Origin of the sequence: Mycolicibacterium smegmatis (assembly GCF_001457595.1) — a bacterium.
Lineage (GTDB): Bacteria > Actinomycetota > Actinomycetes > Mycobacteriales > Mycobacteriaceae > Mycobacterium > Mycobacterium smegmatis.
Window position 1 is genome coordinate 3,859,141 of sequence record NZ_LN831039.1, and the last position, 24,150, is coordinate 3,883,290.

General features: G+C 65.9%; 25 protein-coding genes and 1 tRNA gene. 3 read left to right on the forward strand and 23 right to left on the reverse strand.

Annotated elements, in window-relative coordinates; genetic code table 11:
- Window position 1: 1 nt before the first annotated feature.
- The 3 genes from AT701_RS18565 to AT701_RS18575 all read right to left on the reverse strand — a co-directional run bounded on the left by AT701_RS18565 (window position 2) and on the right by AT701_RS18575 (window position 2,640).
- A complete protein-coding gene (locus tag AT701_RS18565; protein WP_058126383.1) occupies window positions 2–1,006 on the reverse strand; it encodes an IS481 family transposase in 1,005 nt (334 codons plus the stop codon).
- Window positions 1,003–1,512: a hypothetical protein gene (locus tag AT701_RS18570; RefSeq protein WP_058126384.1), complete on the reverse strand. Its 510-nt coding sequence runs from the start codon at window positions 1,510–1,512 to the stop codon at window positions 1,003–1,005. Before AT701_RS18570 ends, AT701_RS18565 begins: the two co-directional genes overlap by 4 nt.
- Window positions 1,513–1,581: 69 nt before the next feature.
- Window positions 1,582–2,640 (reverse strand): DNA polymerase III subunit beta family protein, encoded by a 1,059-nt coding sequence (locus tag AT701_RS18575; RefSeq protein ID WP_058126385.1) that lies wholly within the window; start codon window positions 2,638–2,640, stop codon window positions 1,582–1,584.
- Window positions 2,641–3,373: 733 nt separating this feature from the next.
- Here AT701_RS18575 and AT701_RS35945 point away from each other — a divergent pair.
- The 3 genes from AT701_RS35945 (at window position 3,374) to AT701_RS18590 (ending at window position 4,710) form a co-directional block, all read left to right on the forward strand.
- Window positions 3,374–3,583, forward strand: a complete 210-nt coding sequence (locus AT701_RS35945) for an SDR family NAD(P)-dependent oxidoreductase (protein ID WP_252461880.1) — start codon at window positions 3,374–3,376, stop codon at window positions 3,581–3,583.
- Window positions 3,564–4,109 (forward strand): SDR family NAD(P)-dependent oxidoreductase, encoded by a 546-nt coding sequence (locus AT701_RS35420; RefSeq protein ID WP_167316262.1) that lies wholly within the window; start codon window positions 3,564–3,566, stop codon window positions 4,107–4,109. Before AT701_RS35945 ends, AT701_RS35420 begins: the two co-directional genes overlap by 20 nt.
- Window positions 4,110–4,272: 163 nt before the next feature.
- On the forward strand, window positions 4,273–4,710 hold the full coding sequence (locus tag AT701_RS18590) for a YkvA family protein (RefSeq protein WP_003895166.1): 438 nt from the start codon (window positions 4,273–4,275) through the stop codon (window positions 4,708–4,710).
- Between the two features lie 34 nt (window positions 4,711–4,744).
- Here AT701_RS18590 and AT701_RS18595 read toward each other — a convergent pair whose 3' ends face one another.
- The 20 genes from AT701_RS18595 to AT701_RS18700 form a co-directional block, all read right to left on the reverse strand.
- Window positions 4,745–5,914, reverse strand: a complete 1,170-nt coding sequence (locus tag AT701_RS18595; RefSeq protein ID WP_011729285.1) for a sodium:calcium antiporter — start codon at window positions 5,912–5,914, stop codon at window positions 4,745–4,747.
- A gap of 214 nt (window positions 5,915–6,128) precedes the next feature.
- Window positions 6,129–7,241, reverse strand: a complete 1,113-nt coding sequence (gene pqqE, locus AT701_RS18605; protein WP_233032024.1) for a pyrroloquinoline quinone biosynthesis protein PqqE — start codon at window positions 7,239–7,241, stop codon at window positions 6,129–6,131.
- A gap of 10 nt (window positions 7,242–7,251) precedes the next feature.
- The gene (gene pqqD, locus AT701_RS18610; protein ID WP_011729287.1) at window positions 7,252–7,530 is read right to left on the reverse strand and encodes a pyrroloquinoline quinone biosynthesis peptide chaperone PqqD; all 279 of its coding nucleotides are present in this window, start codon (window positions 7,528–7,530) and stop codon (window positions 7,252–7,254) included.
- The gene (gene pqqC / locus AT701_RS18615; RefSeq protein WP_011729288.1) at window positions 7,517–8,233 is read right to left on the reverse strand and encodes a pyrroloquinoline-quinone synthase PqqC; all 717 of its coding nucleotides are present in this window, start codon (window positions 8,231–8,233) and stop codon (window positions 7,517–7,519) included. The genes pqqD and pqqC overlap by 14 nt, the downstream gene beginning before the upstream one ends.
- 9 nt (window positions 8,234–8,242) lie before the next feature.
- Entirely contained in the window at window positions 8,243–9,145 is a 903-nt protein-coding gene (pqqB, locus tag AT701_RS18620; RefSeq protein WP_011729289.1) for a pyrroloquinoline quinone biosynthesis protein PqqB, read from the reverse strand.
- 81 nt (window positions 9,146–9,226) lie between these two features.
- A complete protein-coding gene (pqqA, locus tag AT701_RS18625; protein ID WP_003895173.1) occupies window positions 9,227–9,340 on the reverse strand; it encodes a pyrroloquinoline quinone precursor peptide PqqA in 114 nt (37 codons plus the stop codon).
- A 49-nt stretch (window positions 9,341–9,389) separates the two neighbouring features.
- Complete coding sequence (locus AT701_RS18630) at window positions 9,390–11,075, reverse strand: PQQ-dependent methanol/ethanol family dehydrogenase (RefSeq protein ID WP_003895174.1); 1,686 nt, start codon at window positions 11,073–11,075, stop codon at window positions 9,390–9,392.
- A 13-nt stretch (window positions 11,076–11,088) separates the two neighbouring features.
- Window positions 11,089–11,559 (reverse strand): MSMEG_3727 family PQQ-associated protein, encoded by a 471-nt coding sequence (locus AT701_RS18635; protein ID WP_003895175.1) that lies wholly within the window; start codon window positions 11,557–11,559, stop codon window positions 11,089–11,091.
- Between the two features lie 415 nt (window positions 11,560–11,974).
- Complete coding sequence (gene katG, locus AT701_RS18640; protein WP_174519599.1) at window positions 11,975–14,209, reverse strand: catalase/peroxidase HPI; 2,235 nt, start codon at window positions 14,207–14,209, stop codon at window positions 11,975–11,977.
- A 15-nt stretch (window positions 14,210–14,224) separates the two neighbouring features.
- Window positions 14,225–15,613 (reverse strand): DNA-binding protein, encoded by a 1,389-nt coding sequence (locus tag AT701_RS18645; RefSeq protein ID WP_011729292.1) that lies wholly within the window; start codon window positions 15,611–15,613, stop codon window positions 14,225–14,227.
- Window positions 15,614–15,809: 196 nt separating this feature from the next.
- Window positions 15,810–15,884: a hypothetical protein gene (locus AT701_RS36180; RefSeq protein ID WP_488609625.1), complete on the reverse strand. Its 75-nt coding sequence runs from the start codon at window positions 15,882–15,884 to the stop codon at window positions 15,810–15,812.
- Between the two features lie 66 nt (window positions 15,885–15,950).
- Window positions 15,951–17,318 (reverse strand): ISL3-like element ISMsm4 family transposase, encoded by a 1,368-nt coding sequence (locus tag AT701_RS18650; RefSeq protein WP_058124893.1) that lies wholly within the window; start codon window positions 17,316–17,318, stop codon window positions 15,951–15,953.
- A 62-nt stretch (window positions 17,319–17,380) separates the two neighbouring features.
- Window positions 17,381–18,277 carry a dipeptidase gene (locus AT701_RS18655; protein WP_223495645.1) on the reverse strand — a complete coding sequence of 299 codons (897 nt, stop codon included), beginning with the start codon at window positions 18,275–18,277 and terminating at the stop codon, window positions 17,381–17,383.
- A 314-nt stretch (window positions 18,278–18,591) separates the two neighbouring features.
- Window positions 18,592–18,849: a DUF3297 family protein gene (locus AT701_RS18665; RefSeq protein ID WP_011729295.1), complete on the reverse strand. Its 258-nt coding sequence runs from the start codon at window positions 18,847–18,849 to the stop codon at window positions 18,592–18,594.
- A gap of 237 nt (window positions 18,850–19,086) precedes the next feature.
- A tRNA-Pro gene (locus tag AT701_RS18670) sits at window positions 19,087–19,160 on the reverse strand.
- A gap of 80 nt (window positions 19,161–19,240) precedes the next feature.
- Window positions 19,241–20,197, reverse strand: coding sequence for a sulfite exporter TauE/SafE family protein (locus tag AT701_RS18675; protein WP_058126387.1), 957 nt, complete (start codon window positions 20,195–20,197; stop codon window positions 19,241–19,243).
- Between the two features lie 261 nt (window positions 20,198–20,458).
- Window positions 20,459–21,241 (reverse strand): sulfite exporter TauE/SafE family protein, encoded by a 783-nt coding sequence (locus AT701_RS18685; protein WP_011729298.1) that lies wholly within the window; start codon window positions 21,239–21,241, stop codon window positions 20,459–20,461.
- A 70-nt stretch (window positions 21,242–21,311) separates the two neighbouring features.
- Window positions 21,312–22,727 carry a ribosome biogenesis GTPase Der gene (der, locus tag AT701_RS18690; protein WP_058126388.1) on the reverse strand — a complete coding sequence of 472 codons (1,416 nt, stop codon included), beginning with the start codon at window positions 22,725–22,727 and terminating at the stop codon, window positions 21,312–21,314.
- Window positions 22,724–23,410, reverse strand: coding sequence for a (d)CMP kinase (gene cmk, locus AT701_RS18695; RefSeq protein ID WP_011729300.1), 687 nt, complete (start codon window positions 23,408–23,410; stop codon window positions 22,724–22,726). Before cmk ends, der begins: the two co-directional genes overlap by 4 nt.
- Window positions 23,407–24,150: a pseudouridine synthase gene (locus tag AT701_RS18700; RefSeq protein ID WP_003895185.1), complete on the reverse strand. Its 744-nt coding sequence runs from the start codon at window positions 24,148–24,150 to the stop codon at window positions 23,407–23,409. The genes cmk and AT701_RS18700 overlap by 4 nt, the downstream gene beginning before the upstream one ends.

Sequence of the window (24,150 nt, forward strand, 5' to 3'; positions counted from 1 at the left end):
GCTAGGTGTAGGAGGGCACGACGTTGGTGACGCCTACACGGAGCCTAGAGACTGGTGGCTGGCCGCCGGATCCACTGTGCGGCCGGTGGTAGTTGTAATGGATGTTCCAGATGGCTATTGCGGATGAGCGGGCGTCTTCGTTGGTGAACTCCCGAGCGTAGAGCAGTTCCTCCGCCAGGATGCGTTGGTAGCGTTCCACTTTCCCGTTATGGCGAGGCGTGTACGGCTTCGTGCGTTGGTGCCGAGCCCGCTGGCCGATGCTTCGGGCGAAGTCGCCGGACCGGTAGCAGGCTCCGTTGTCGGTGACGATTCGGTGGATGTGGATGATGCCGTGGGCGGCGAACCAGACCTTCGCTCGGGCGAGAAAGGTAGCCGCGGTCGCGCCCTTCTCGTCAGCGAGCGGCTCGGTGTAGGCAAGCCGGGAGTATCCGTCGATCGCCGAGTGCAGGTAGGTATAGCCAGCCTTGGCGCCGGCGGTCTTGGCGCGGTCGGCCGCGCGGTTCTGCGCGCTATCGCGGCCATGGATGCGCCATCCGCCGCCATCGGGGATGCGACCAACTTTCTTGACGTCGAGGTGGATCATATGGCCGGGCCAGCGGGCGGTGATCCGGCCCGGCTGGCGGTTAGATTCACCGTTCGGGTCGAGGAACCTTCGGTGATTGAGGCCGAGGTGTGCCAGGTGCCGCGTGACGGTACGGCGGTTGAGCTGGATGCCCTGCTCGGACAGGTCATGTGTAATCCGCTGGGCTGACCACTTTTTCTCACGCCGACTGGTCTCGATCAGGGCGACTACGTGCGCTGGCGTTGCGGTGGGGCTGTGATGAGGCGTGGAGGAACGGTCGTGTAGGCCGAGTTCGCCGTGGCGTCGCCATCGATTGACCCACTTGCTCGCGCAGGCACGAGAGATGCCCATTTCCTTGGCTACGTGGGCGATGGGTCTGTTGCGGCATCGCTCGATGAGCCGATGGCGACCTTCGATCGTCAGCGGCGCGTTCTTGTGGGTCACTTTGTCGGACTGGGCGCGGATGCACGGCGCGCGGTGTCGCGGCTGTCGATGGCTTGGCGCACTTCGGTGATCGCCGCTCGGATCATGTACCCGTATGCATCGTCGTTGAGCGATGCGGTGTGATGCTCGGCGTTCTCGATGTGCTCGGTGGCCGCGTCGAACGAACCGAGGCGGCGGAGGTTGTCAGCGATATTGACGTAGAGACTGGGGTAGAAGCCGGCGACGTGAAGGCTTGCGTGGTACTGCTGGGCTCGATCATCGCTGAGAAGGTTGGCGGCATCAAGGGCGCGGACGTCCCACATCAACGCGGCCGCAGGGTCTTCGTAGAGATCAGCCAGGTAGTGGGCAAGAGTGCAGCGATGGAACGGGTCGCCGGCTACGCCAATCTGCTTCCAGATAGCGAGCAATTCTTGTCGTGCAGACCCCTTATCGCCGTCGCGGCCGAGGACCACTGCTGTGGTGATGGCTTCCATTGTCGGGTCAGGCGAAGTGGCGTTGCTCGTCATGAGAGTTGTTCTGTCCTTTCGGTTTAGAGGGTTACGGGCTTTCGGGCCGTCGTGCTGAGCGAAGTTCAGTCATGACAAAGAATTGAGGCACGGCATGGCGAGGGCGGTGAAGTCGCCATCGTCGGCTGATCGGATGGTGGCCGGTTGATCGGCGCCACGGAGGTCGAGCATCAAGTCGCTGCCCAGTGCGTGGCTGATCGCCGGGTACAACGTGGTCAGCTCGAACCAGACGGTCAGGTCGGGGCCGGATGCGTTTCCGTCGAGTTCCACCGCGCAGTCAGGCAGCACCACGCTCGGCTGGCTGGCAGCTATTCGAAGGCCGATCCTCTCCGGAGCCTGTTGCTCCAGTGCCTTGAGCAGGTCTTTCTTCTCGACGGTGACGCGATGTGTCACAGCGGGGAGCGAACTGAACATGAGCTTGTAGTCAGGAAAGGCCTCAGTCAGCAGACGACAGTGCGCGACGGTGCTGTCGACCATGCGCAGGCCCAGGGTCTGTTCGTTTGCTTCCAGCGTCACGACGGGGCTTCGTCTGAGCCGCGAGGCTACGGCCCGAAGATCGTCTCCGGCGAGCGTCCCCGCCCAGGATGTGGCAGAGGGTTGGCTGGGCACCAGCGTCCGCGTGGCCAAGCGGTAGCGATCGGTCGCGGTCAGCGAGATGGTATCGGGATTCGATTCCAGGCGTACACCATTCAGGATGGGTAAGTCGGCATTGTGCGTCGTGGTAGCCACGACCTGGTCGATCGCTGCTGCGAGGACCGGGCCCGAGAGCGTGCACAGATTGAGGTGAGCCGCTTCGCCAAGGGAGGCCTTGAGCGTCGCGGCAGCCCGTTGCATCCCGGCTGCCTCGGCGGCAACCTTGGCTACGTGATCGTCGATCATTTGCGCCGCCTCCTGAGTGCCGGCGGAGAAGAATCTGCCGATGGCGGGCAGCGACATCCCGATCTCGCGCAGCTGACGCAACTGCAAGGCGCGGTCCAGCTGCTCCTCGCTATAGAGCCGGTATCCCGTGATTCGGTCGACCTGCTCGGGATTAAGCAAACCTGCATCGTCGTAGAACCGCAAAGCGCTGGCGGTCAGTCCGGCGAGCTTGGCGAACGCACCGATCGACATCAACTCTGGGTTGGTCACCCGAACATCGTCAGGCCTCAACCAGCTTGAATGTCAACCGCGACGCGATCCGTCAACAACGTCTTGCCCCGCAACAGCTAGGCTTGCCGCTCCCGCATTTATCGCGTGCTCCGGCACGTGCCCTCACTGTTTGCGCCGTCGAGCAGCGTGCCCCTCGAGAAACGGCCTGCAGCAACCTGATTGACGATTGCGACTCAACGGTCGGGCTCGCGGCCTGGTACGTCGAGAAGTTCCGCTCCTGGACCGACAACCGCTGCGAGCCCGATGATGCGCTCACCAAGGACGAGATGATCACCGACATCATGGTCTACTGGCTGACCGGGACCGCGCACTCCGCCATGCGCTTCTACAGCGAGTCCCGTGAGCACCCGGTCCACCTCGCCGCCGGCCGGCGGAACACACCACCTACCGGCGTCGCCAACCTGCCCGCAGAGATTCCGATGCCGCCACGCGAATGGTGGAGCGCGCGTTCACCGTCGTTCATTGGACGGAACTCCCCCGCGGCGGCCACTTCGCCGCCTGGGAGGTGCCCGACTCGCTCGCCGAGGACGTACGGGCGTTCTTCCGACCGCTCAGAGCGTTCGAGCCGGCACGGCCGCGATCTTGAATTCACCCACGTCGCATCCGTTCGTCATGTAACCCTGAGCGGGATGCGGTGCAGAGACGCACCAGCGAACACAACAGGACGGGCGCCGTGACCCAAGGTTCAGGACGACTTGCAGGAAAATCGGCGGTGATCACCGGCGCCGCGTTCGGCATCGGCCGGGCGAGCGCTGTGCTCTTCGCGCGCGAGGGCGCGCGGTTGACGGTGACCGACATCCAAGGCGAGCCACTGCTGACGTTCGCCGACCAACTGCGCGACACCGGGGCCGGAGGTCGAGGCGATCATCGGCGACGTCTCGGTCGAGGACGATGCGCGCCGGATGATCGCGGCGGCAACTGAGCGTTTCGGCCGCCTCGATGTGCTGGTGGCCAACGCCGGCATCATCCCACTCGGCGACGCGCAGGAGGTGACGACCGCCGACTGGGACGACGTGATGGCCATCGACGGGCGCGGCATGTTCCTCACGTGCAAGTTCGGGATCGAGGCGATGTTGGCGACCGGCGGCGGCGCCATCGTCTGCTTGTCCTCGATCTCCGGTCTGGCCGGGCAGAAGCGGCAGGCGGCTTACGGGCCTGCCAAATTCATCGCCACCGGGTTGGCAAAACACCTCGCGGTCGAGTGGGCCGACCGGGGCATCAGGGTCAACGCCGTCGCCCCGGGCACGATTCGAACCGAGCGGGTCAGGCAGATGCAGGAAGAGCCGGGCGGCGCGGAATACCTGGCGACGGTCGAGGCCATGCACCCGATGGGTCGCGTCGGTGAGCCTGACGAAGTCGCCAGCGCCATCGCCTTTCTCGCGTCCGACGACGCGTCCTTCATCACCGGCGCCGTGCTGCCCGTCGACGGGGGTTACCTGGCGCAGTAGCGTCACTCGCAATTCGGGGGCACGGTCGGCGGTGCCACGGGTGACACTTGATCACATGAGCGAGCAGTTGCAGAGATATCCAGAGATATCCATTGCCCCTCAACGAGATATCCCGGATGAGTCGATACGATGTCCACATGCTCCGCATCGTTGAACTCGGCTGATGACACACCTCTGGGGCACACTCATCGGGGTCGCGGTCGGCCTGCTCATCGTGTGGGCAGCGCTGCTGATCGCACTGGCCCTGGCACGCCCCAAGGACCTCAGCGTCACCGATGCACTGCGATTGCTGCCCGACACAGTGGTTTTGATGCGACGCCTGGCCGCCGATCCGCAACAGCCCCGCGGTGTCCGGGTCCGTCTGCTCCTGCTGCTGGTCTACCTGATCCTGCCGATCGACCTCGTGCCCGATTTCATCCCTTTTCTCGGCTACGCGGATGACGCCATCGTCGTTGCAGTCGCGCTGCGCTCGGTCGCCCGGCGCGCGGGGTACGGCGCCCTCGACAAGCACTGGCCGGGCACCCCGGAAGGACTCGAATCCGTTCGCCGTCTCGCCGGCATCCCGAGTCCACCCGAACCCGGAGAATCTCCGGAACAATAGCTCGCGCCCAGTTCATTTCGGGCCGGCCGCTCAGCTAGTCGTCGTCGGCGGCGCCAGGGACGGCCGGTGCCTCGATACCCGGATGTTGTGCGCCGTCGTTGGCGCCCGAGGCGTCGTCGTCGCCGGCAATGAGCCCGAACACCGAGAAACTCACGATCCAGTAGGCGACGTACCCCACCAGCAGCACCACTCCGTGCCAGCGGCGCAGGTGTCCGGTGAACAGCGCGTACGCCGCGAATCCGTTGATCACGATGAGCGCAGGCAGATGCCAGCTGAAGACCTCCGGGGTGATCAACAGCGCACCGCCCAGCAGGGCGATGATGCCGACCTTCGCGGTCACCGAGAACACCACACTGCCGATGACGTTGCCGACCCCGATCGCGGGCGCACCCCGCCGGAAGGGCTCGACGGTCAGGAAGATGTCCTCCAGGGACAGCACCAGTGTCGCGATCGTCGCGCCGAAGACCGTGCCACCGATCGCGTATTCGTCGACGATGCCCTCGGTGCCCTCGGCCATGACCCAGGCACCGAGCACGACGCCGACCAACGCGACAAGCGCGAGCAGCAGCAACGCCCACCCAGGACGCTTGTTCGCCTTCGCCTTCGCCACATCACCGGTCTCGTAGAGACTGCCGCCGCCGCCCGGCCGACCACCACCACCGGAGTTCCTGGCGCCGCTGCCGACGAGTTCGCGACTGTGCGCCACTTCCACGGCGTTCTCGGCTTCCACCACCTCCAGCACCTCCGCACTGCGGAAGGTCGGCACGGCCCGCCGGGACTCGCGGTAGGCGATGTAGGCGATGAACACCACGAACAACGCGATGAGCACCACCCCGGTCACCCGGCTCAACCCGCCGAGCAAAGCAGGCACGATCAACACGAGAGGTGCGATGGCGAACAGCGCGATGTAGTCCTTCGGGATCTCCACCGGCCTGGGCGCGAGGATGGCGGCCAGCGCGAGCACCAGGCCGGTCAGCGAGACGACGGTTCCGAAGATGACTCCGAGCGCGATGTCTTCGCTGCCCTCCAGGTTGAGCACCACGCCGAAGGCCAGATCGTCGAATTCGATGCCCGTGAACAGGATTGCGAGCAGAAAGAGCGATATCGCCAGGCCGCGCGCCGCTCCGACCAGATAGGTGATGAGTTTCTCGGCGCTGTAGATCAACAGGGCCGCACCGACGGTGAAGGCAATGATCGACGTCATCGGCAAACCTCTCAGTGTTGGTGTACTTCGCAGGCGCAGTACATGTTTCGACACGTGTAGCAGGCAGGCATGCCCTGGCAGCGCGGGCAGACGTCGCAGCTGACCGGCTCGGTGTGCCGGTGGGCATCCACGGAGTTGTACGATTCGCCGCAGTGGTAGCACGGCGGACGCCCGCTGTTGTCGTCCAATTCGCGAAGCTGATCGGTGGCCGAGTTCACCGTCGTACCTGCAGGGGCAGCTGCGTCCGGGTGCGTCCGGGATTCGGTCGGGGAATCATCACACCGTCGTGCGGCAGCGTCGGGTCGTTGGCTGCCGCCACCGCCGTCTCGACCAGCCCGTGATCCGGGGAGAGATGACAGACGGGGTCGGTGCGGGCAGCGTCGCCGGTGAGCGCGAAAGCCTGGCAACGACAACCGCCGAAGTCGATCTCGCGACGGTCGCAGGTGCGGCACGGGTCGGGCATCCAGTCGTCGCCGCGGAACTGCCGGAAGAGTGGCGACTGCATCCAGATCCACTCCAGTGAATGCCTACGTACGTTGGTACCGGGCAGGCTCAGGCCGCGCGCCAACTCGTGGGCCGCTGGGCACGGCAGGGCTTCGCCGTTCGGCACCACGGTGAACTGGCGGCGTGCCCAGCCGGCCATGCAGGGTTTGGGATACTTCTCGTAGTAGTCGGGGATGACGTAGATGATCTCCATCCGGTTCCCGAGCCGGCCTCGAGCCGCCCGCACCACCGTCTGCGCGCGCTCCAATTGGTCTCTGCTGGGCAGCAATTCGGCGCGGTTGCGCCCCGCCCAGCCGTAGTACTGCGTGTTGGCCAGCTCGATCCGGTCGGCCTCCATCACGGCTGCCATGTCGAGGATGGCGCCGATCCGATCGATGTTCTGCCGGTGCAGCACCACGTTCAGCGTGAGCGGCCAACCCAGCTTCTTCACCAGCCGCGCGACGTCGTGTTTGCGCTCGAACGAGGCGGTGCCGGCTATCCGGTCGGACACCTCTGGCTGATCGGCCTGAATGCTGACCTGGACATGGTCGAGCCCCGCGTCGCGCAGCTGCTCGGCGCGACGGGTCGAGAAGCCGAGCCCGCTGGTGATCAGATTGGTGTACATGCCGAGCCCGTTGGCACACCGCACGAGGTCGACGATGTCGTGGCGCTGCATGGGCTCGCCGCCCGAAAGGTGTACCTGAAGTACGCCCAGCTCGGCGGCCTCGGCGAACACCCTTTGCCATTCCACGGTGGACAGCTCGTCGCGATAGTTCTGCAGCGCAACGGGATTGGAGCAGTAGGGGCAGTGCAGCGGACAGGCATAGGTGAGCTCGGCGAGCAACGCATACGGCCTATCCATGATCGATCTCCATCCCGTGTTTGGCGACGAGGTCGGCGACGAAGCGTCGGACGTCGCCCTCGGCGATCTCGTCGTAGCGACTGCCGAGCTCGACCTGGATCTCCGCGATGGTCCGCCGGGCGTCACACAGCTCCACGATCGCCACGCCGGTGTCGTTGAGCACCCAGATCGTCTCCGGCGAGAGCAGGGCGTACTGCCCGCGCGCGGCGTCGAACCTCATCCGGACGTGGGGAGCCAGCCGCGGCCGGGCGGCGTCGTCAGCGATTTCCATAAGCCTGGTCGATCGCATCGAGCATGCTCCACAGCACGTCGCACTTGAAGGACAAGGCCGACAGCGCGGCCGTCTGGGTTTCCTGCGTGACGCAATGCCGTCGCACCACCTCAAGACCGTGTTCGGAGTCGCGGGGCGCCTGGGTGATGCGAGATCTGAAGTAAGAGAGTTCTTTCGGGTCGATCCAGGTGTAGTGACGTTCGAACGCCGCGAGCCGCTCGGCCATCAGGTCGGGTGCGAACAGCTCGGTCAGCGACGAGGCCACCGCCTCCAGCCATGGCCGGGTGCGGGTGAAGTTCACGTAGGCGTCGACGGCGAAGCGCACGCCCGGCAGCAGGTGTCGTGCGTCTTCGACCTCCGCCCTGGTCAAACCGACCGCTTCGGCCAGTCGCAGCCACGCCTCGATTCCCCCGGTTCCTTCGGTCGTGCCGTCGTGGTCGATGATTCGCTGGACCCAACGGCGCCGTATCTCACGGTCCGGGCAGGTGCTGAGGATCGCTGCGTCTTTCCGGGGGATGTTCACCTGGTAGTAGAAGCGGTTGGCCACCCACCCGCGGATCTCCTCGGGGCTGCACTGCCCGGTGTTCATCCGACGGTGGAAGGGATGCAGGTGGTGGTAATCCTTGACGTGCTCGCGAAGCGCTTCCTCGAACTCGTCGGGCGTCAGTGCCTGGGTTACTGCTCCTCGCGCCAGCGGTGCCATGGTTGCTCCTCAGATCTCCAGCTCGAGCCCGTCAGCGGCGACCTCGATGCCGTGGCGGTCGAGAATCCGCCGCTCCGGGGAGTCCTCGAGCAGGACGGGGTTGGTGTTGTTGATGTGGATGTAGACCTTGCGGTCGATCGGCAGCGATGCCAGCAGCTCGAGGCTGCCGCCGGCACCGGCGATCGGGACATGTCCCATCTCGCGTGATGTCTTGCCTGCCAGGCCGAGCCGGGGCATCTCGTCGTCGCGCCAGCAGGTGCCGTCGATCAGCAGGCCCGAGCAGTCGGCCAGTTCCTCGAGGACCTCCGGGGTCAGCCGTTGCACGCACGGCAGGTACACCAGGCTGCGGCCACTACCTGCGTCGGTGAGTCGGTAGCCCACCACCCGGCCATGTGTCGCGGCTCCCGGGAATCGCATGGACTTGTCGGTGGGTACGTCGAACGCGCGGTACGACAACCCGTGTGATCCGTCGTCGAGCGGGACCTCGACCCCGGGCACCACCGGCTGCCACTTGACCGGGCAGTACGCCTCCAGTGTCCTGAGTACCCCGGTCCCTGTGGTGAGGGTTTCGTGCACCGACTCGGTCGCGTGGACTTCGAGACCACGCCCTTCCCGCATCAGCAGCAGTCCGAGGGTGTGGTCGAGTTCGGCGTCGGTGAGCAGCACAGCCTGAAGCCGGACCACTCTGCCTTCGTCGGGGTGCAGATCCGGGAAAGCCTCGATCTGGGATTGGATGTCCGGCGAGGCGTTGAACAAAAACCACTGTTTCCGATCAGCACTCACCGCGATCGACGACTGTGAGCGTGCCACGCAGGGTCGTGCGCCGGTCCGCACCGCACGGCACTGGGGACACCCGCAGTTCCACTGCGGAAACCCGCCGCCCGCTGCCGATCCGAGCACCCTCACCCACACAAGCGATCACTTCCTTCGTAGGAATACACGGCGGGGCGCCGGGCCGACCCGACCCGGCCCGACGCCCTCGCGGTGAGGCGACTAGTCGTCGCCGTCCAGGACGGCCACGTATGCGGTCACCTCGGCGGAAACCCGGATCTCGGCGAACGTGGGACGCTCCCACTTCTGCAGGGCGCCTGCGGACTTCTTCTCCATGCTGTTCTCTCTTCCTTCTCTCGGGTTATGCGGATGCGTGGCGGACAGTTCAGTCGGGCAGTGTGAAGGCGATCAACGCGCTGCCGTGGCCCGCGCCGAGCATCCCGGGGAGGATGCCCTCGAGCCAGCCGCCCCAGCCGACCGGTACGACGACGTACTGCTTGCCGTCGACACTGTAGGTCGAACAACTTCCGTGATGCCCACTGCCACAGTTGAATTCCCACAACTTCTCGCCGGTGTTGGCATCCAGTGCGGCGAACTCGCCGGTCGGGGTGCCTGCGAACACCAGGTCTCCCGCGGTGGCGAGAACCGATGCGGCCATCGGGTAGTCGAGACGCCAGCGCCACTTCTCCTCACCGTGGGAGTCGAACGCGCTCACCGAGCCCGCCATGTCGTCGATGTCCACCTGAACGGCAGCACCCCAGTACGGGATACCCTCCCGGAACTCGCGTCGACGGCGGGTGGCCGTGGCGCCCACGTCGGCGACGGGAACGTAGAACATGTCCGTCTTCGGGCTGTACGCCGCGTGCGTCCATTCCTTCGCCCCGGCCGGTCCCGGGTAGAAGTGGACGGGCTCACCCTCCTTGTCGGGATACTTGCGCGGCGTCACCTTGCCGTCGCGGGTGATGACACCCCAGTCGATCCGATCCACGAACGGGGTGACGTGCTGCAGTTCCCCGTTGGTGCGGTCCAGCACGAAGAAGTAGCCGTTCTTGTCGAAGTGGCCGAGCAGCTTCTTGCCGTCCCGCTCGAAGAGCGTCATCTCCATCGTGGAGTCGTAGTCCCACAGGTCGTGCGGGGTGAACTGGTAGTGCCACTTGATTTCTCCGGTGTCGACGTCGAGCGCGACGACGGAGTCGGTGTAGAGGTTGTCGCCCTCGCGCACTGCACCGTCGAAGTCGGGCGCCGGGTTACCGGTGCCGGCGTAGTACAGGTTCAGCTCGGGGTCGTACGTCCCGGTCACCCAGTGGTTGGCACCACCACGCTGCCAGGCCTCGCCGTCGGCAGGCCAGGTCTCCGAGCCCGGCTCCCCCGGCTTGGGAACGGTGTAGGTGCGCCACAGGTGCTCGCCGGTCTTGAGGTCCCAGCAGTCGATGTGTCCACGCACGCCGAACTCGCCACCGGCGCTGCCGGTGATCAGCGTGTTCTTGACCACCAGCGGAGCCAGGGAGGCGCTCTCACCGGCCCGTACGTCGCCGATCGTCTTCTCCCAGACCATCTCTCCGTTGCTGGCGTCCAGCGCGAGCAGGTGGGCGTTGGGTGTCACGAAGAAGACCTTGCCGTCGGCCACCGCGCAGCCACGGTTGACGTTCCCGCAGCACAGCGACACGTCGAAGGGCACTGCGTGCTTGTAGCGCCAGAGCTGCTGGCCCGTTTTCGCGTCCAGCGCCCAGAACCAGCCGTCCCACCCGGTGACGTACATGACGCCGTCCACGACCAGCGGGCACGCCTCGAACGCATAGGTCGACGCCCCCGCCATGTGCCCGGAGGCCCCTGCCTGGAACACCCACGCCGGACCGATGCGCTTGACGTTCTCGGTGTTGATCTGGTCAAGGAGGCTGTACCGCTTGCCGTCATAGGCCCCGTAATAGGTGAGCCAGTTGTGCGACTCCGCCCGCGCATTGAGGAGGCGGTTGTAGTCGACATCGGTTGTCACCGCGGGCGCGGTTCCCGGAATGGGGCTCAGCGCCGACTGATTGATCGCTTCGCCGGCGTCGACGTATTCAACGGTCATTCTTGTTCCCTTCCTAGGGTCGCGGCTGATCGGGACGGTCGAGACGGGCCTCCGGTGGCACTTCGCCGAGAACGACGATCGCGGCGGTCAGACCCCGGCCTTCGTCGTTGCCGCCCGGCGAGCTGTACCAGTAGTAACCCGGGCCGTCGAGGTGCAGGACCGCCTTGCCCTTCGAGTGGTTGAGGAGCCAGAGGAACTTCCTGTCCCCGTTGCTCGGGAACAGCGCCGCGTGTGTGTTCTTGTCGTCGTTGATGACCGTCAGCTCGATGAAACCGCCGTGCGGCATCACCAGAATCGCCGGATCCCAGGCGATCTCGTCCTCTTTGATCCGGATCGTCGCCTCCATCGTGCCATCGGCCCGTTCGGTCGCGGTGGCGATGGAACCAGTGCCCAGGACCCGGCCGAGCGCTGCGTGATTCTGCTTGTCCAAGCCGAGTTCGCGCAGTAGGTCGGATCGCTGATCTGGCTGATCTGTGACCGTCATAGGACCTCACCTTCTCGTCGGTGAAACTTCGTTGTTTGTCGAGTGAAAAGTGCGGCGGACCGCATTCCCGTTCCATTCCGTTGATTTCGGCGATCCGGAACACGAGTTGGATGAGCGTTCAGAGTCGCGGACGCCGCTTGGCCGGTTACATCTCGCTGTGCGAGATGTAACTACGAAGACGATAGGTCCGGTCAACCCTTCGGTACAGGTGAGACCGCAGGGCGGTCATAGTGTGCCGTTCGCATGCCGCCAGGCACCGTTCGCAGTGATTCCGATCACGCGGACGAGACCGGCGGCCCGTCGAAAGTACGCATCGGCGACAGGCAGGACCTTCCCGTTCGCTGTGAAAGTCACACGTACGCACCATCGTTGACCGCCGCGCGCGCGTGGCGGGCCCGGGGCGGCGATCGCCGAATCAGGTTCGGTCGAACAGGTCCAGGTTCATCACCTTGTCCCACGCGGAGACGAAGTCACGGACGAACTTCTCCTCAGCGTCCGCGCTCGCGTACACCTCGGAGATTGCGCGTAGCACGGGGTCTGACGCGAAGGACAGGTCGACCCGGCTCGCGATCCACGTGACCTCGCCGGTGCGCCGGTCGCGACCCTCGTATGCCGCCGTCCAGTCGGCGGTGTCCGCCCTCGGTGTCCACTCGATGTTCACGTCGAGCAGGTTGACGAAGAAGTCGTTGCTCAGCGCGCCCGGCGATGCGGTGAACACACCCAGCGGGGATCCGCCGTGGTTGGCGCCGAGCACACGCAAACCGCCGAGCAGTACCGTCATCTGCGGCGCAGTCAGGGTCAACTGGCTCGCACGGTCGACGAGCAGATGCTCCGGAGGTGGTCGGTTGCCCTCGCCGACGTAGTTGCGGAATGCGTCCGCGGTGGGTTCGAGTGCGGAGAACCACTCGATGTCGGTCCACTCCTGTGGTGCGTCCGTACGCCCCAGCCGGCAGGGGACCTCGATGGGGTGACCGGCTTCGGCGGCGGCATGTTCGACCGCCGCGCAGCCGCCGAGCATGATCAGATCGGCAGCGGAGATCTGTTTGCCCCCGCGATGGGAATCGTTGAACCGTCGGCGAATCCGCTCCAGTCGGTCCAGGACGATCGCCAGCTTCTCCGGCTCGTTGACCGCCCAGCTCCGCTGCGGTTCGAGACGGATTCGCGCGCCGTTCGCGCCGCCGCGCTTGTCACTGTTCCGGAACGTCGAAGCCGAGGCCCACGCCGTGGTGACGAGTTGCGATACCGACAGTCCCGAACCGAGGATCTCACGCTTGAGTGCGGCGACGTCGTCGGCGTCCGCGAGTTCGTGATCGACGTGCGGCACCGGGTCCTGCCAGATCATTCGTTCGGTCGGTACGAGTGGCCCGAGGTAGCGCTGGATGGGGCCCATATCGATGTGCGTGAGCTTGAACCAGGCCCGTGCGAAAGTGTCCGCGAACTCGTCCGGGTTCTCCAGGAAACGTAGTGCGATCACCCGGTACCGCGGATCTTCCTGCAAGGCAAGGTCTGTGGTGAGCATCGTCGGGGCATGGGTTCTCGACGGGTCGTAGGGGTCGGGGACCGTGCCCGCCCCGGCACCGTTGCGCGGGACCCACTGCCACATCCCGGCGGGACTCAGCGCCACATCCCACTCGTAGGCGAACAACGTGGTGAGGAAGCTCATGTCCCACTTCGTCGGTGTGGCCGTCCAGATCCCGTCGAGCCCGCTGGTGACGGTGTCGGCTCCGTTGCCGGTGCCGAAGCTGTTGACCCAGCCCAGGCCCAGCGCCTCCAACGGTGCGCCTTCGGGTTCGGGGCCGAGGCAGCGGCTCGGGTCGGTCGGTCCGTGCGACTTGCCGAACGTGTGTCCGCCTGCGATCAGTGCGACGGTCTCCTCATCGTTCATCCCCATCCGGCGGAACGTCTCTCGGATGTCGCGCGCGGATGCCAGCGGGTCGGGCAACGTGGCCGGCCCCTGGGGGTCGACGTAGATCAGCCCCATCTCGGAGGCCGCCAGCGGTTGGTCCAGATCCCGGACGCCGCTGTGTCGTTCGTCGGCAAGCCACGTGCTCTCCGGACCCCAGTACGTCTCGTCGGCTTCCCACGCGTCTTCTCGCCCACCGGCGAATCCGAATGTCCTGCAGCCCATCGACTCCAGCGCCCGGTTGCCGGCGAAGATCATCAGATCGGACCAGGAAATCTTGCGCCCGTACTTCTTTTTCACCGGCCACAGCAGCCTGCGCGCCTTGTCCAGGTTGCGGTTGTCCGGGAAACTGTTGAGCGGCGCGAAACGCAGCATGCCCGCGCCGGCGCCGCCCCGGCCGTCCCCGATGCGGTACGTACCTGCGAAGTGCCAGGCCATCCGCAGCACGAGCGGTCCGTAGTGGCCGAAATCGGCGGGCCACCAATCCTGCGAGGTTGTCAGCACCTCGTCGACGTCGCGGGCCAACTCGTCGAGATCCAGCGACAGGAACTCCTTTGCATAGTCGAAGTCCTCGCCCAACGGGCTGCTCGTGCGGCAGGGCTGAGCCAGAATTCTCAGGTTGAGCCGACGTGGCCATCCGAGGCCATCTTCGCTTGCCGCAGGCGAATTTCGACGCTTCAGCGATCGTCGCACCGCCACCGTCTGGTCATAGGTCCTGTTGACATAGGCGTCTGGGCTCTCGGGCATCGGCCCTCCTCGATCTCAGATGCAGAGCGCGCTGCGCACCGCGCGTACATTCCGCCTGGACACCGGAACCATCGTGTTCTCGGGATCGTCCATGACCAGCACCAGCTCGCCCTTGTCCCGACGCTCGACCTCTCGAATCCTGTTCAGGTTCACGATGTGTCGTCGATGCACCCGCAAGAACCCGGCATGCGTGAGCTCCTCGTCGAGCTTGTCGAGGCCTGACGAGGCCGCCCGCAGCTTGCCCCGGTCGGTCGAGAGCCACACTTCATTGCCGTCCGCTTCGGCGAACAGGACTTCCGGCAACCGGAGAAGAACCATCCGGTTGTCCCTGACGCCGACCACTCGACGGGGTTGTTCCACGGCGTACAAGCCTGTTTCGACCTGCCGTACCTGCTCGCCGTCGACGACGCCGAAGGTGATCAGGTGGCCGACCAGATTTCCGGAGCGGAAGACCGGGCGAATTCCGATGGGCGACGGTTCGTCGGCGAGATGGGTGAAAATCTGTGTGGTGCCGGTCCAGTCGGGGTTGTGACTGGCCCGTTTGGTCGCGAACCGGATGGCATCGATGAACGCCGGAAGTGTCGGATTCCAGCGCACTGCCGGGTCGACCGCCGGGGTGTTGCTCGGGACGCCGAGTGGCACGCTCGCCACGGCGTCGGCGATCACCACCTTGCCCGCAGTGTCGACAGCGGCCAGGGCATCGCTCGACCGTGCCCGGGCATGGCTATAGGCCGCGAGCAGTTCGGCGCCACCGTCGCGAGCACAGTTGCGCAGTTTGCTCGCGGTGTGCGCGGCGGCGTTGGCCAGCCACGTGCTCGCGGCGGCAGGCATGTCTTTGCGCAGGCTCGAGATGTTCAGGCTCGCGATGGGTTCCTTGCTCACCACGTCCCGCACCGCGACAGCTGCGCAGGTCCAGTCGTGGAAGGCCTCGCACCAGTGTTCTTCACGTGTGATCACCAGCGGGTTTCGCGTTCCGAGGGCGGTACCGATGCCATTGGTGCCCACTGCGCTCTCCGACCAGCAGAACCACGGCGCGAGGCCTGACCCTGCCGCGACGGAAAGCGTGGCCTTGTCGCCCCACTCGGCGAGGACGCGGCCGGTGGCATCGGCGATGACCACGATGCCGAATTTGGACACCTCGTGGACCATGGCTGCGGCACAGAAACCCAGTTCGGCGAACACGACGTCGTGTTCGAGTGAATGCTCGACCTCGGTGACCGCCACCGGCGCCTCGGACATGAACGGGTCGACGCGGTACTGATCCCGACATCGTTGCCAGGAGATCGCCACCTCCGGTCGCACCCCGCGGACGTCATCGTCCCCGTGCACGAACCGTTCCCACGCGTCGTACAGCGCAGTGTGGGTCGTGGAGCGAGGTTGCGATTCGACCTGTGCACTTGTCATCCGGGTCCACCCTTTACCGCTTGGACGGTTTTTTACTGAGCAGCGGGTGCATGTGTGAGCAGTCTGGAAATGCCCCACTGAGCGAAAGAATTATGTGAGCTGGATCATATACCTTCTCAATTGCGTTTATCTGTGAACGATTTGGACAAAGTGCACGAGGCGAATTCCTCTCTTTTTCAGATAATTCGGCACGGTGTTAGCCGGCTGGATCGGCGACGTCCTCGGCCGCTCTGAGCACGCGGATGATGTTCTCGCCGGCGAGTTTTGCCAAATCTGCCCTGGACCAACCGCGGTCGGCGAGGGCGGCGAAAAGCCGCGGATATCCGGCTCTTCGCAGTTAGCAGTGGCGTTGGTGCCGGCTGGGTGTGACTCGTCGTGATCGGCGAGTGCAGGCCCACCGTACTCGGCGGCGTTGGTTCTCAGGATTGCGGAAGCCGAAGGCGATGCGCCCGACGTGTTTGACGATGCGGTTGTAGCCTTCGGTGCGGGCGTTGGACAGGCCGGTCTGCAGGGCGGCGATGATGGGGGCCTGCCAGGTCTCGATGGTGCGGGCCAGTCGGATCACTTCGGGCACTGTGCAGGCCGCGCAGAAACGGTAGAACCGGTCCAGGGCGGTCGTGATCTCGTAGCGCAACCCGCCGCGGTCGGCGCAGGAAAGCAGGTCGCGCAGCAGTTCTTTGGCGATCCAGGCCGCGGCGATGTCCTGGTTGGGGTCGGCGGAGAGCAGCTTGGCGAACAACGTGGCGCGTTGGTCTGCGGTGAGCCGCTCGGAGCCGCGCAGCAGGCGGCGGCGGTTGATCCACTCGACATCGGCCTTGCGGCCGCGCCGGCCCCGTTGGGTCCAGGTGACCCGGCGGCGCACCGCATCAACCATGTCGTTGGCTTTCTTGACCAGGTGGAACCGGTCGGCGATCAGGATCGCGTGCGGCAGTGCTTCGCGAGCCACCCGGGCATAGGCCGGGGACAAATCGATGGCTACGTGGGTGATTGCGGCCCGCCAGTCAGGGTCCTGGCCAGCGAGCCAGTCGATCACTGCCGCCGAGGTGCGGCCATTGACCTGGCCAAGGAGGCCTTGATCGCCGGTGATGTCGACCAGTCCGGTGTCCCAGCGATCCACCCATACCCGCCGCCCGAGTACCGGGTTGTGTTCCCATTTGGCCTTACCGCGTCGGGTCTCGTCGATGCCGAGCACCGCCACCGGCGCCAGCTCGCCGGCCAGGGCGTCCTCGGCGGTGGCGATGACTTCGTCGTGCACGGTGTGCCAGCCGCAGCGGTACTGCCCGGCCACCGCGGCCACCGAACGGTCCTCGTCGAGCACCGCAGTGGCCATCGTCGCCTTGGCCCGCGGTGTTACCCGCGCCCGCGCCGGGATTCCGGGCACCGACTCGGTGAACACCTTGCGCGTACAGACCGTGCTGGGGCACAACCACTTTCGCTTACGCCAGCGCAGTATCGGGCGGTCCGAACCCACCACAACGTCGCGGGGTCCGGTCTGTACCCAGCCTTTCGACCTGGTGGAGCGTTCCCCGCATTCGGGGCAGATCCCGACCCACTGGGGGGCGGTGAGCACCTGCACCAACCGGGTGCCGTCCTCGAGGCGCTGCACCGATTCGACGACCACACCGTCGAGATCGAGCAGCAGTGAACTACCGTCAACCATGGTCCGCGTTCCTTGTCCTGGATGCCTGAAGAACACCCAGCTCACAGGGGCGCGGACCCCTAATCAATCACCGACACGACACAACGTCGGACAACACCAGACCCCTATCAAGTGCGAAGAGCCGGATATCCCGAAACGTCTTCAAGCCCCTCGGGCATGGCTTCGGCCCCCATGTAGTCACCCCCGATGCCGACGTGATCTATGCCGGCAACTGCGCGCACGTGCTCGACGTGCGCAACGACATCACTCAACGTGGCGACGGGCGGTGGCGACTGCTCCGTCAACTCCATCATCAGTGCGTCGTAAGCCAATTCGCCCTTCTGGACCCCACGTCGCCGAGCCTCGGCCTTTGCCTCCGCGTGCCACCGCGCGACGGCCGGTGAGACAAAAGCGGGTAGAAATGTAACCATGCACACGCCGTCGTTCTTTGCCAACATCGCAAGAACGTCGTCAGGCACGTTGCGTGGATGGTCGCAGATCGCACGCGCAGAAGAGTGGCTGAAAATCGCGGGCGCGGCGGTGACACGTAGTGCGTGCCGCATGACGTCGGCGGACACGTGCGAGAGGTCGACAAGCATTCCCAGTCGGTTCATCTCGCGGACGACATCCTCACCGAACTCCGACAAGCCGTAAAGCACCGGGTCGTCGGTCGCCGAGTCGGCCCATGACACGTTCTTGTGGTGGGTCAAGGTCAGGTAGCGCACGCCCAACGCACGCATCATGCGCAGGACCGCCAACGATCCGTCGATACAGTGGCCACCCTCCATGCCCAACAGCGACGCGATCCGATCGCCCGCCCGTTCGACCTCGTCGGCAGTTGTGGCCAGCACCAGTCGGTCGGGGTAGCGAGCCACGAGGCGTCGCACCAAGTCGATCTGCTCCAGCGTGGCCGACACTGCCGAAGGACCGGTGAACTGCTGCGGGGGTACGTACACCGACCAGAACTGCCCGGTGACGCCACCGGCCTCCAGCCGCTTCAGATCGGTGTGCAGACGCGGCGCCATCGCGGTCAGATCGACCGCGTCCAGGTTCGGCGTCGTACTCCTGACGCATCGCCCACGCGAGGTCGTTGTGACCGTCGATCAGCATCGTCGTCGTGGCTTCACCTCCGATTCAGGAGTTCGGTCGATGCGCGACATCCCCATCGAGCGTGACCGAGGTCACTCTACGTTTTGGTTGTAACGTTTCAAACGACGACGACGCGCCGACCGTTCATCCGGGCCGGGGCGCCGCTCAGAAGCTTCTGAGGACCGTTCGCGGGTACGCCGTACTCGGATCGGCAGCGGGAAGGGTCCCGACGCGGCAAGCCCGAGACGCGCTATTCCGCGTCGCGGAAATACGGTTCGACCGTGCCCGTAACCTTGACGACCATCGGGTTTCCGCGGCGATCCTTGGCGGTGGGTACCTCCACACGCACCCAGCCCTCGGCCACGTCGTACTCGTGCACATTGTTCTTCTCGACACCGTTGAAGCGAATGCCCACGCCGCGTTGCAGTGCCTCTTCGCTGTAGAAGTCGCTACGCGGATCGATGGAGAGGTGGTTCGGTGGAACGTCGGTGTTCTGATCCTGGGACATGACGGCCTTCGTTGAGTGGTGCATTGGTACGTGGATTGATGCTCAAAACTACGCGACCTCGCACTCGCGGGTTTCCGGTGGGTCTTGGCGGTCCGCGCACCGAACAGCAAAGGCGGCTCCGAACTCCTCCGAAACCGCCTCTGGCCCGTAGAAACTTTGGTTGGGCCGGCAGCAGCCGCATCATGTCGCCCGACAAACGAAAAACCCGCTCGGCTTCGCCGGCGGGTTTTCATTTTGTCGGGCTGACAGGATTTGAACCTGCGACCACTTGACCCCCAGTCAAGTGCGCTACCAAGCTGCGCCACAGCCCGTTTGCTTCCGGTGATCACCGGCAGCGAGTCGAAAGCTTACCTCAGAGTGCCCGCTACTCCCCAATCGGTCCCCCGTCGTGTCACCGCGTCGGGACCCCGGGCTCGTCGGCGGGCGCTTCGACAGATATGTCGGCCTGATCGAGGCCCTCAAGGTCCACATCTGCGCCCACACATTCCGGTGCCCTGGAGGTCCGCCAGGCCACGAGAACCAGGCCGGCCCAGGCGACCGCGATCACGGTGTAGATCGCCGTGGACGCGCCGCCGTGGATGCCGAAGTACCTCACGAGCTTCTGGGCGTTGGTCAGCACGATCACCCCGCCGACCGCGGTGCCCAGCAGGGCCGGGCTGATCCTGGACACCAGCCACGCCGCGAGCGGTGCGGCGACGACGCCGCCCGCCGCCAGACCCAGTACGATCGGGATGTTGTCGAGGAACTCCGCGCGCAGGCCGACGAGGAAGCCCAGAGAGGCCGACACGGCGACCAGGAACTCCGAGGCGCTCACCGACCCGATCACGGTGCGCGGCGCGGTCTTGCCGCGCGACAGCAGCGTGCTGGTGGTCACCGGACCCCAGCCACCGCCTCCGGAGGCGTCGATGAACCCACCGAACAGGCCCAGCGGGGTCAGGAACTTCGCGGTGTGCGGTGTCGCCCCGGACCGGAACACCGGTGGGGTGCGCAGGGAGAACCGCAACAGCACGTACATGCCGATCACCAGGAGGATCGCGGCCATCAGCGGGGCCGCATCCTCGGTGGACAGCGACGACAGCACGGTCGCCCCGGCGAAGGCGCCGATCGCCCCCGGCACGCCCAGCTTGAGCACGATGCCCCAGTCGATGTTCCTGAACCGCCAGTGCGACAGACCCGACGCCAGCGTGGTGCCCACCTCCGCCAGGTGCACAGCGGCACTGGCCTGCGCGGCCGCGACGCCGCTGAGCACCAGCAGAGTCGACGCCGTGACACCGAAGGCCATGCCGAGCGCGCCGTCGACGAGTTGGGCGCCGAGGCCCACGAGGGCAAAGATCAGAAGCGAACGCATGGGTTCGACTGCTTTCGACTAGGAGTCACCGCACAAGGTGAGCTCACGGATGGGCGCGGTCAGATGCGCGCACAACACCATTCGTCGAAAGCCATGAGACGCCGCGAGGGCCAGAACGGTTCGAGCGCAGCGAGGTCCGACGGGGCGGTGCGGAATTCGCGCTCGGCCACCGGTCCTCCTCTCAGTGCTCGTCTTCAAACTCGTCCCTCAGGGGAACGTCCGAAGTCTACAAGCAGCACGGACGGACCCCGAAACCCAGCGTCACACTGTCAGCAGCCGGTACAGACCGATGAGACCGACGATGATGATCACCGCGCGCAGGGCGTTGGGTGAGAGCCGGCGGCCGAAGTGCGAGCCGAGGAAACCGCCGAGCAACGATCCGACGGCGATCAGGCCCGCGGCCTCCCAGCTGATCCGGTCGAACGCGACCAGTGTGTACGCGAGCGCGGCGACGATGTTGACCAGCAGCGAGAGCAGGTTTTTCGCGGCGTTCATGCGCTGGATCGACTCGGGCAGCAGCGCGCCCATCACGGCGACCAGGAGGATGCCCTGCGCCGCGGTGAAGTAGCCGCCGTAGATGCCGACGGCCCACGTGCCGAGGACCACGGCGACCATGCGGCGCGTGCTCACGTGGTCGGCGCCGTTGCCCGACGCCTCGGCCCTCTTACGCGCCCAGGCCTGGATCCGCGGGCCGACGAGCACCAGCACGAGCGCCAGGATCAACAGGATCGGCACGACCGTGACGAACACCTTCTCGGGCAGGTGCAACAGCAACCACGCGCCGATGATGGCGCCGATCAGCGAGGCCGGGATCTGCCAGCGCAGCCGTTTCCACTGGCCGCGCAACTCGCGGCGGTAGCCCCAGGTGCCCGAGACCCCGCCGGCGACCAGGCCGACGGCGTTGGACATCGTCGAGGTGACCGGCGGATAACCGAGTGCCACCAACGTGGGGAACGTGATCAACGTTCCGGAACCGACTACCGCGTTGATCGCACCGGCGCCGACGCCGGCCAGCGCGATGAGGATCATGTGGGTGACGGACACTCGGGCGAGCTTATCCCTCCCGTCCGAAGCGATAACCCGCGCCTATCGGCGCGGATCAAACCACATATCGCTAACGCTTCGCTCGTTTTTCGCGCACTCGGACGTTGACCCGGATCGGGCTGCCCTCGAAACCGAACGTCTCCCGCAACTTGCGCTCCAGGAAACGCCGGTAACCGGCCTCCAGGAAGCCGCTCGTGAACAGGACGAACGTCGGCGGTCGGGTGGCCGCCTGCGTCGCGAACAGGATGCGCGGTTGTTTGCCGCCTCGCACCGGCGGCGGGGTCGCGGCGACGACCTCCTTGAGGAAGGTGTTGAGCCGCCCCGTCGAGATGCGGGTGTCCCATGATGTGAGCGAAGTCTCAAGTGCGGGCACGAGTTTCTGCACCGCGCGACCCGTGAGCGCCGAGATGTTGATCCGCGGCGCCCACTGCACCTGCACCAGTTCACGTTCGATCTCGCGGCTCAACAGGTAACGACGGTCCTCGTCGACCAGGTCCCATTTGTTGAACGCGAGCACCAGGGCACGGCCCGCCTCGATCACCATCGACAGCACACGCTGGTCCTGTTCGGTCAGCGGCTGCGACGCATCGATCAGCACGATCACCACTTCGGCGGCATCGATCGCACCGTGGGTGCGCACCGAGGCGTAGAACTCGTGGCCCGTGGCCTGTCCCACCTTGCGGCGCAACCCCGCGGTGTCGACGAACCGCCATGTCTTGCCGCCCAGTTCGATCAGCGAGTCGACCGGATCGACCGTGGTGCCCGCCATGTCGTGGACCACCGAGCGGTGGTCTCCGGCCAGGCGGTTCAGCAGTGAACTCTTGCCCACGTTGGGTTTTCCGACCAGCGCGACGCGCCGGGGACCGCCGCTGCCGCCCGTCGCGACCTCCGAGACCTGGGGAAGTTTCTCCATCACGGTGTCGAGCAGATCGGCCACGCCGCGGCCGTGCATGGCACTGATGGGGTGCGGCTCCCCCACGCCGAGCGACCACAGGGATGCGGCGTCGGCTTCGCCGCGCTCGGTGTCAACCTTGTTGGCCGCCAAGAACACCGGCTTACCCGAGCGGCGCAACAGCTTGGCTGCGGCCTCGTCGGCCGCGGTCGCGCCGACCACCGCGTCGACCACGAGGATCACAGCATCCGCGGTTCGCATGGCGACCAGCGCCTGATCGGCAACCAGCTGCTGCAGGCCCTTGGCGTCGGGTTCCCACCCGCCGGTGTCCTGCACGACGAACCGGCGGCCCAGCCAGTTGGCGTCGTAGGACACCCGATCGCGCGTCACGCCGGGTACGTCCTGCACCACCGCTTCGCGACGGCCCAGGATCCGGTTCACCAGCGTCGACTTGCCGACGTTGGGCCGTCCCACGATCGCGAGCACGGGTGGCGGCGCGGCGGCGTCCTCGGCCTCGTGGATCGCGTCGGCGAACTCGCCGTCGAGGTCCCACTCGCTCTCGTCGGACCAGGTGCCGTCGGAATCGGTGCTCATCGACGTGCTCCCGCCTGTGCGGTGACCAGATCGAGCAGGTGGGCGATCACCTGGGCCTGGTCCATGTCGCTCGTGTCGACCACCAGCGCGTCGTCGGCGGCGCGCAGCGGCGACACGGGACGGGTCGAGTCGAGATGGTCGCGACGCTGTACGTCGGCCAGCACAGTTGCGTAGTCGTCGGGCAGTCCGTTGGCGACGTTCTGCGCGTTGCGTCGCCGCGCGCGTTCCTCGGCCGACGCGGTGAGGAAGATCTTGACGTCGGCATCGGGCAGCACGACGGTGCCGATGTCGCGGCCCTCGACCACCACTCGCCCACCCTCGGTGGCCAGCTTGCGCTGAATGTCGACCAGGCGTGTGCGCACGGCGGGAACTGCGGAGACCGCCGACACCGCGCCGGTCACCGCGTCACCGCGGATCTCCGACGAAACATCTTCTCCGGCAAGGAATGCCGCGTCGACATCGGGATCTGAGCCCACTCCGATCTCGGCGTCGGCGGCGGCCTTCTCGATCGCCGCAGGGTCGGTGAGGTCAGCACCGGCCCGCAGCACCGCAAGCGTCGCGATGCGGTACATCGCGCCGGTGTCGAGGTACCGGGCGCCGAGCGCGCGGGCCAACCCCCGTGACACCGAGGACTTTCCGGTGCCGGCCGGGCCGTCCACCGCAACAACCAAACTTCCGCTCACAAACCCACCGCCTGATAAAGCTCGCCGACTTCCTTGCGGGTGAGCGCCCGGATGCTGCCCGGCCGCTGATCCCCCAGCGACACCGAGCCGATCTCGGTACGCACCAACTCCTGCACCGGGAAGTCCACCGCGGCCAGCAGCCGCCGCACGATGCGATTGCGCCCCTCGTGCAGGGTGACCTTCACCATGGTCTTGCCCGGCACCGTGTCGACCACCGCGAAATCGTCGACATGTGCTGGGCCGTCGTCCAATTCGACACCGGCCTTGAGTTTCTTGCCCAGGCCGCGCGGCACGGTGCCCATCACCGTCGCGACGTAGGTCTTGGGCACCTCGAACGACGGGTGCATCAGCCGGTGCGCCAGTTCGCCGTCGTTGGTCAGCAACAGCAACCCCTCGGTGTCGGCGTCGAGTCGCCCGACGTGGAACAGCTTCTTGTTGCCGCGCACGCGATGTTCGACCAGATCACCCACGCACGGTCTGCCGCGGTCGTCCGACATCGTCGAGTGCATGCCGCGCGGTTTGTTGATCGCCAGGTACACCATCGTGTCGTCGAGGATGATGCGCGAACCGTCGACCCGGATGTCGGCCACCGCGGGGTCCACCCGCGTGCCCAGCTCGGTCACGATCTGCCCGTCGACCTCGACGCGACCGTCGATGATCATCCGCTCGGCTACGCGCCGCGACGCAATTCCTGCCTGCGACAACACTTTCTGCAGTCGCACACCTTGTTCTTCGGCCAT

Coding starts and splice junctions, on each gene's coding strand:
- AT701_RS18570 (WP_058126384.1), bottom strand. CDS start 1,512: ATGACGAGCAACGCCACTTCGCCTGACCCGACAATGGAAGCCATCACC.
- AT701_RS35420 (WP_167316262.1), top strand. CDS start 3,564: ATGATCGCGGCGGCAACTGAGCGTTTCGGCCGCCTCGATGTGCTGGTG.
- AT701_RS18590 (WP_003895166.1), top strand. CDS start 4,273: ATGACACACCTCTGGGGCACACTCATCGGGGTCGCGGTCGGCCTGCTC.
- AT701_RS18595 (WP_011729285.1), bottom strand. CDS start 5,914: ATGACGTCGATCATTGCCTTCACCGTCGGTGCGGCCCTGTTGATCTAC.
- pqqD (WP_011729287.1), bottom strand. CDS start 7,530: ATGGAAATCGCTGACGACGCCGCCCGGCCGCGGCTGGCTCCCCACGTC.
- pqqC (WP_011729288.1), bottom strand. CDS start 8,233: ATGGCACCGCTGGCGCGAGGAGCAGTAACCCAGGCACTGACGCCCGAC.
- pqqA (WP_003895173.1), bottom strand. CDS start 9,340: ATGGAGAAGAAGTCCGCAGGCGCCCTGCAGAAGTGGGAGCGTCCCACG.
- AT701_RS18630 (WP_003895174.1), bottom strand. CDS start 11,075: ATGACCGTTGAATACGTCGACGCCGGCGAAGCGATCAATCAGTCGGCG.
- AT701_RS18635 (WP_003895175.1), bottom strand. CDS start 11,559: ATGACGGTCACAGATCAGCCAGATCAGCGATCCGACCTACTGCGCGAA.
- katG (WP_174519599.1), bottom strand. CDS start 14,209: ATGCCCGAGAGCCCAGACGCCTATGTCAACAGGACCTATGACCAGACG.
- AT701_RS18645 (WP_011729292.1), bottom strand. CDS start 15,613: ATGACAAGTGCACAGGTCGAATCGCAACCTCGCTCCACGACCCACACT.
- AT701_RS18655 (WP_223495645.1), bottom strand. CDS start 18,277: ATGGCGCCGCGTCTGCACACCGATCTGAAGCGGCTGGAGGCCGGTGGC.
- AT701_RS18665 (WP_011729295.1), bottom strand. CDS start 18,849: ATGTCCCAGGATCAGAACACCGACGTTCCACCGAACCACCTCTCCATC.
- AT701_RS18675 (WP_058126387.1), bottom strand. CDS start 20,197: ATGCGTTCGCTTCTGATCTTTGCCCTCGTGGGCCTCGGCGCCCAACTC.
- der (WP_058126388.1), bottom strand. CDS start 22,727: ATGAGCACCGATTCCGACGGCACCTGGTCCGACGAGAGCGAGTGGGAC.
- AT701_RS18700 (WP_003895185.1), bottom strand. CDS start 24,150: ATGGCCGAAGAACAAGGTGTGCGACTGCAGAAAGTGTTGTCGCAGGCA.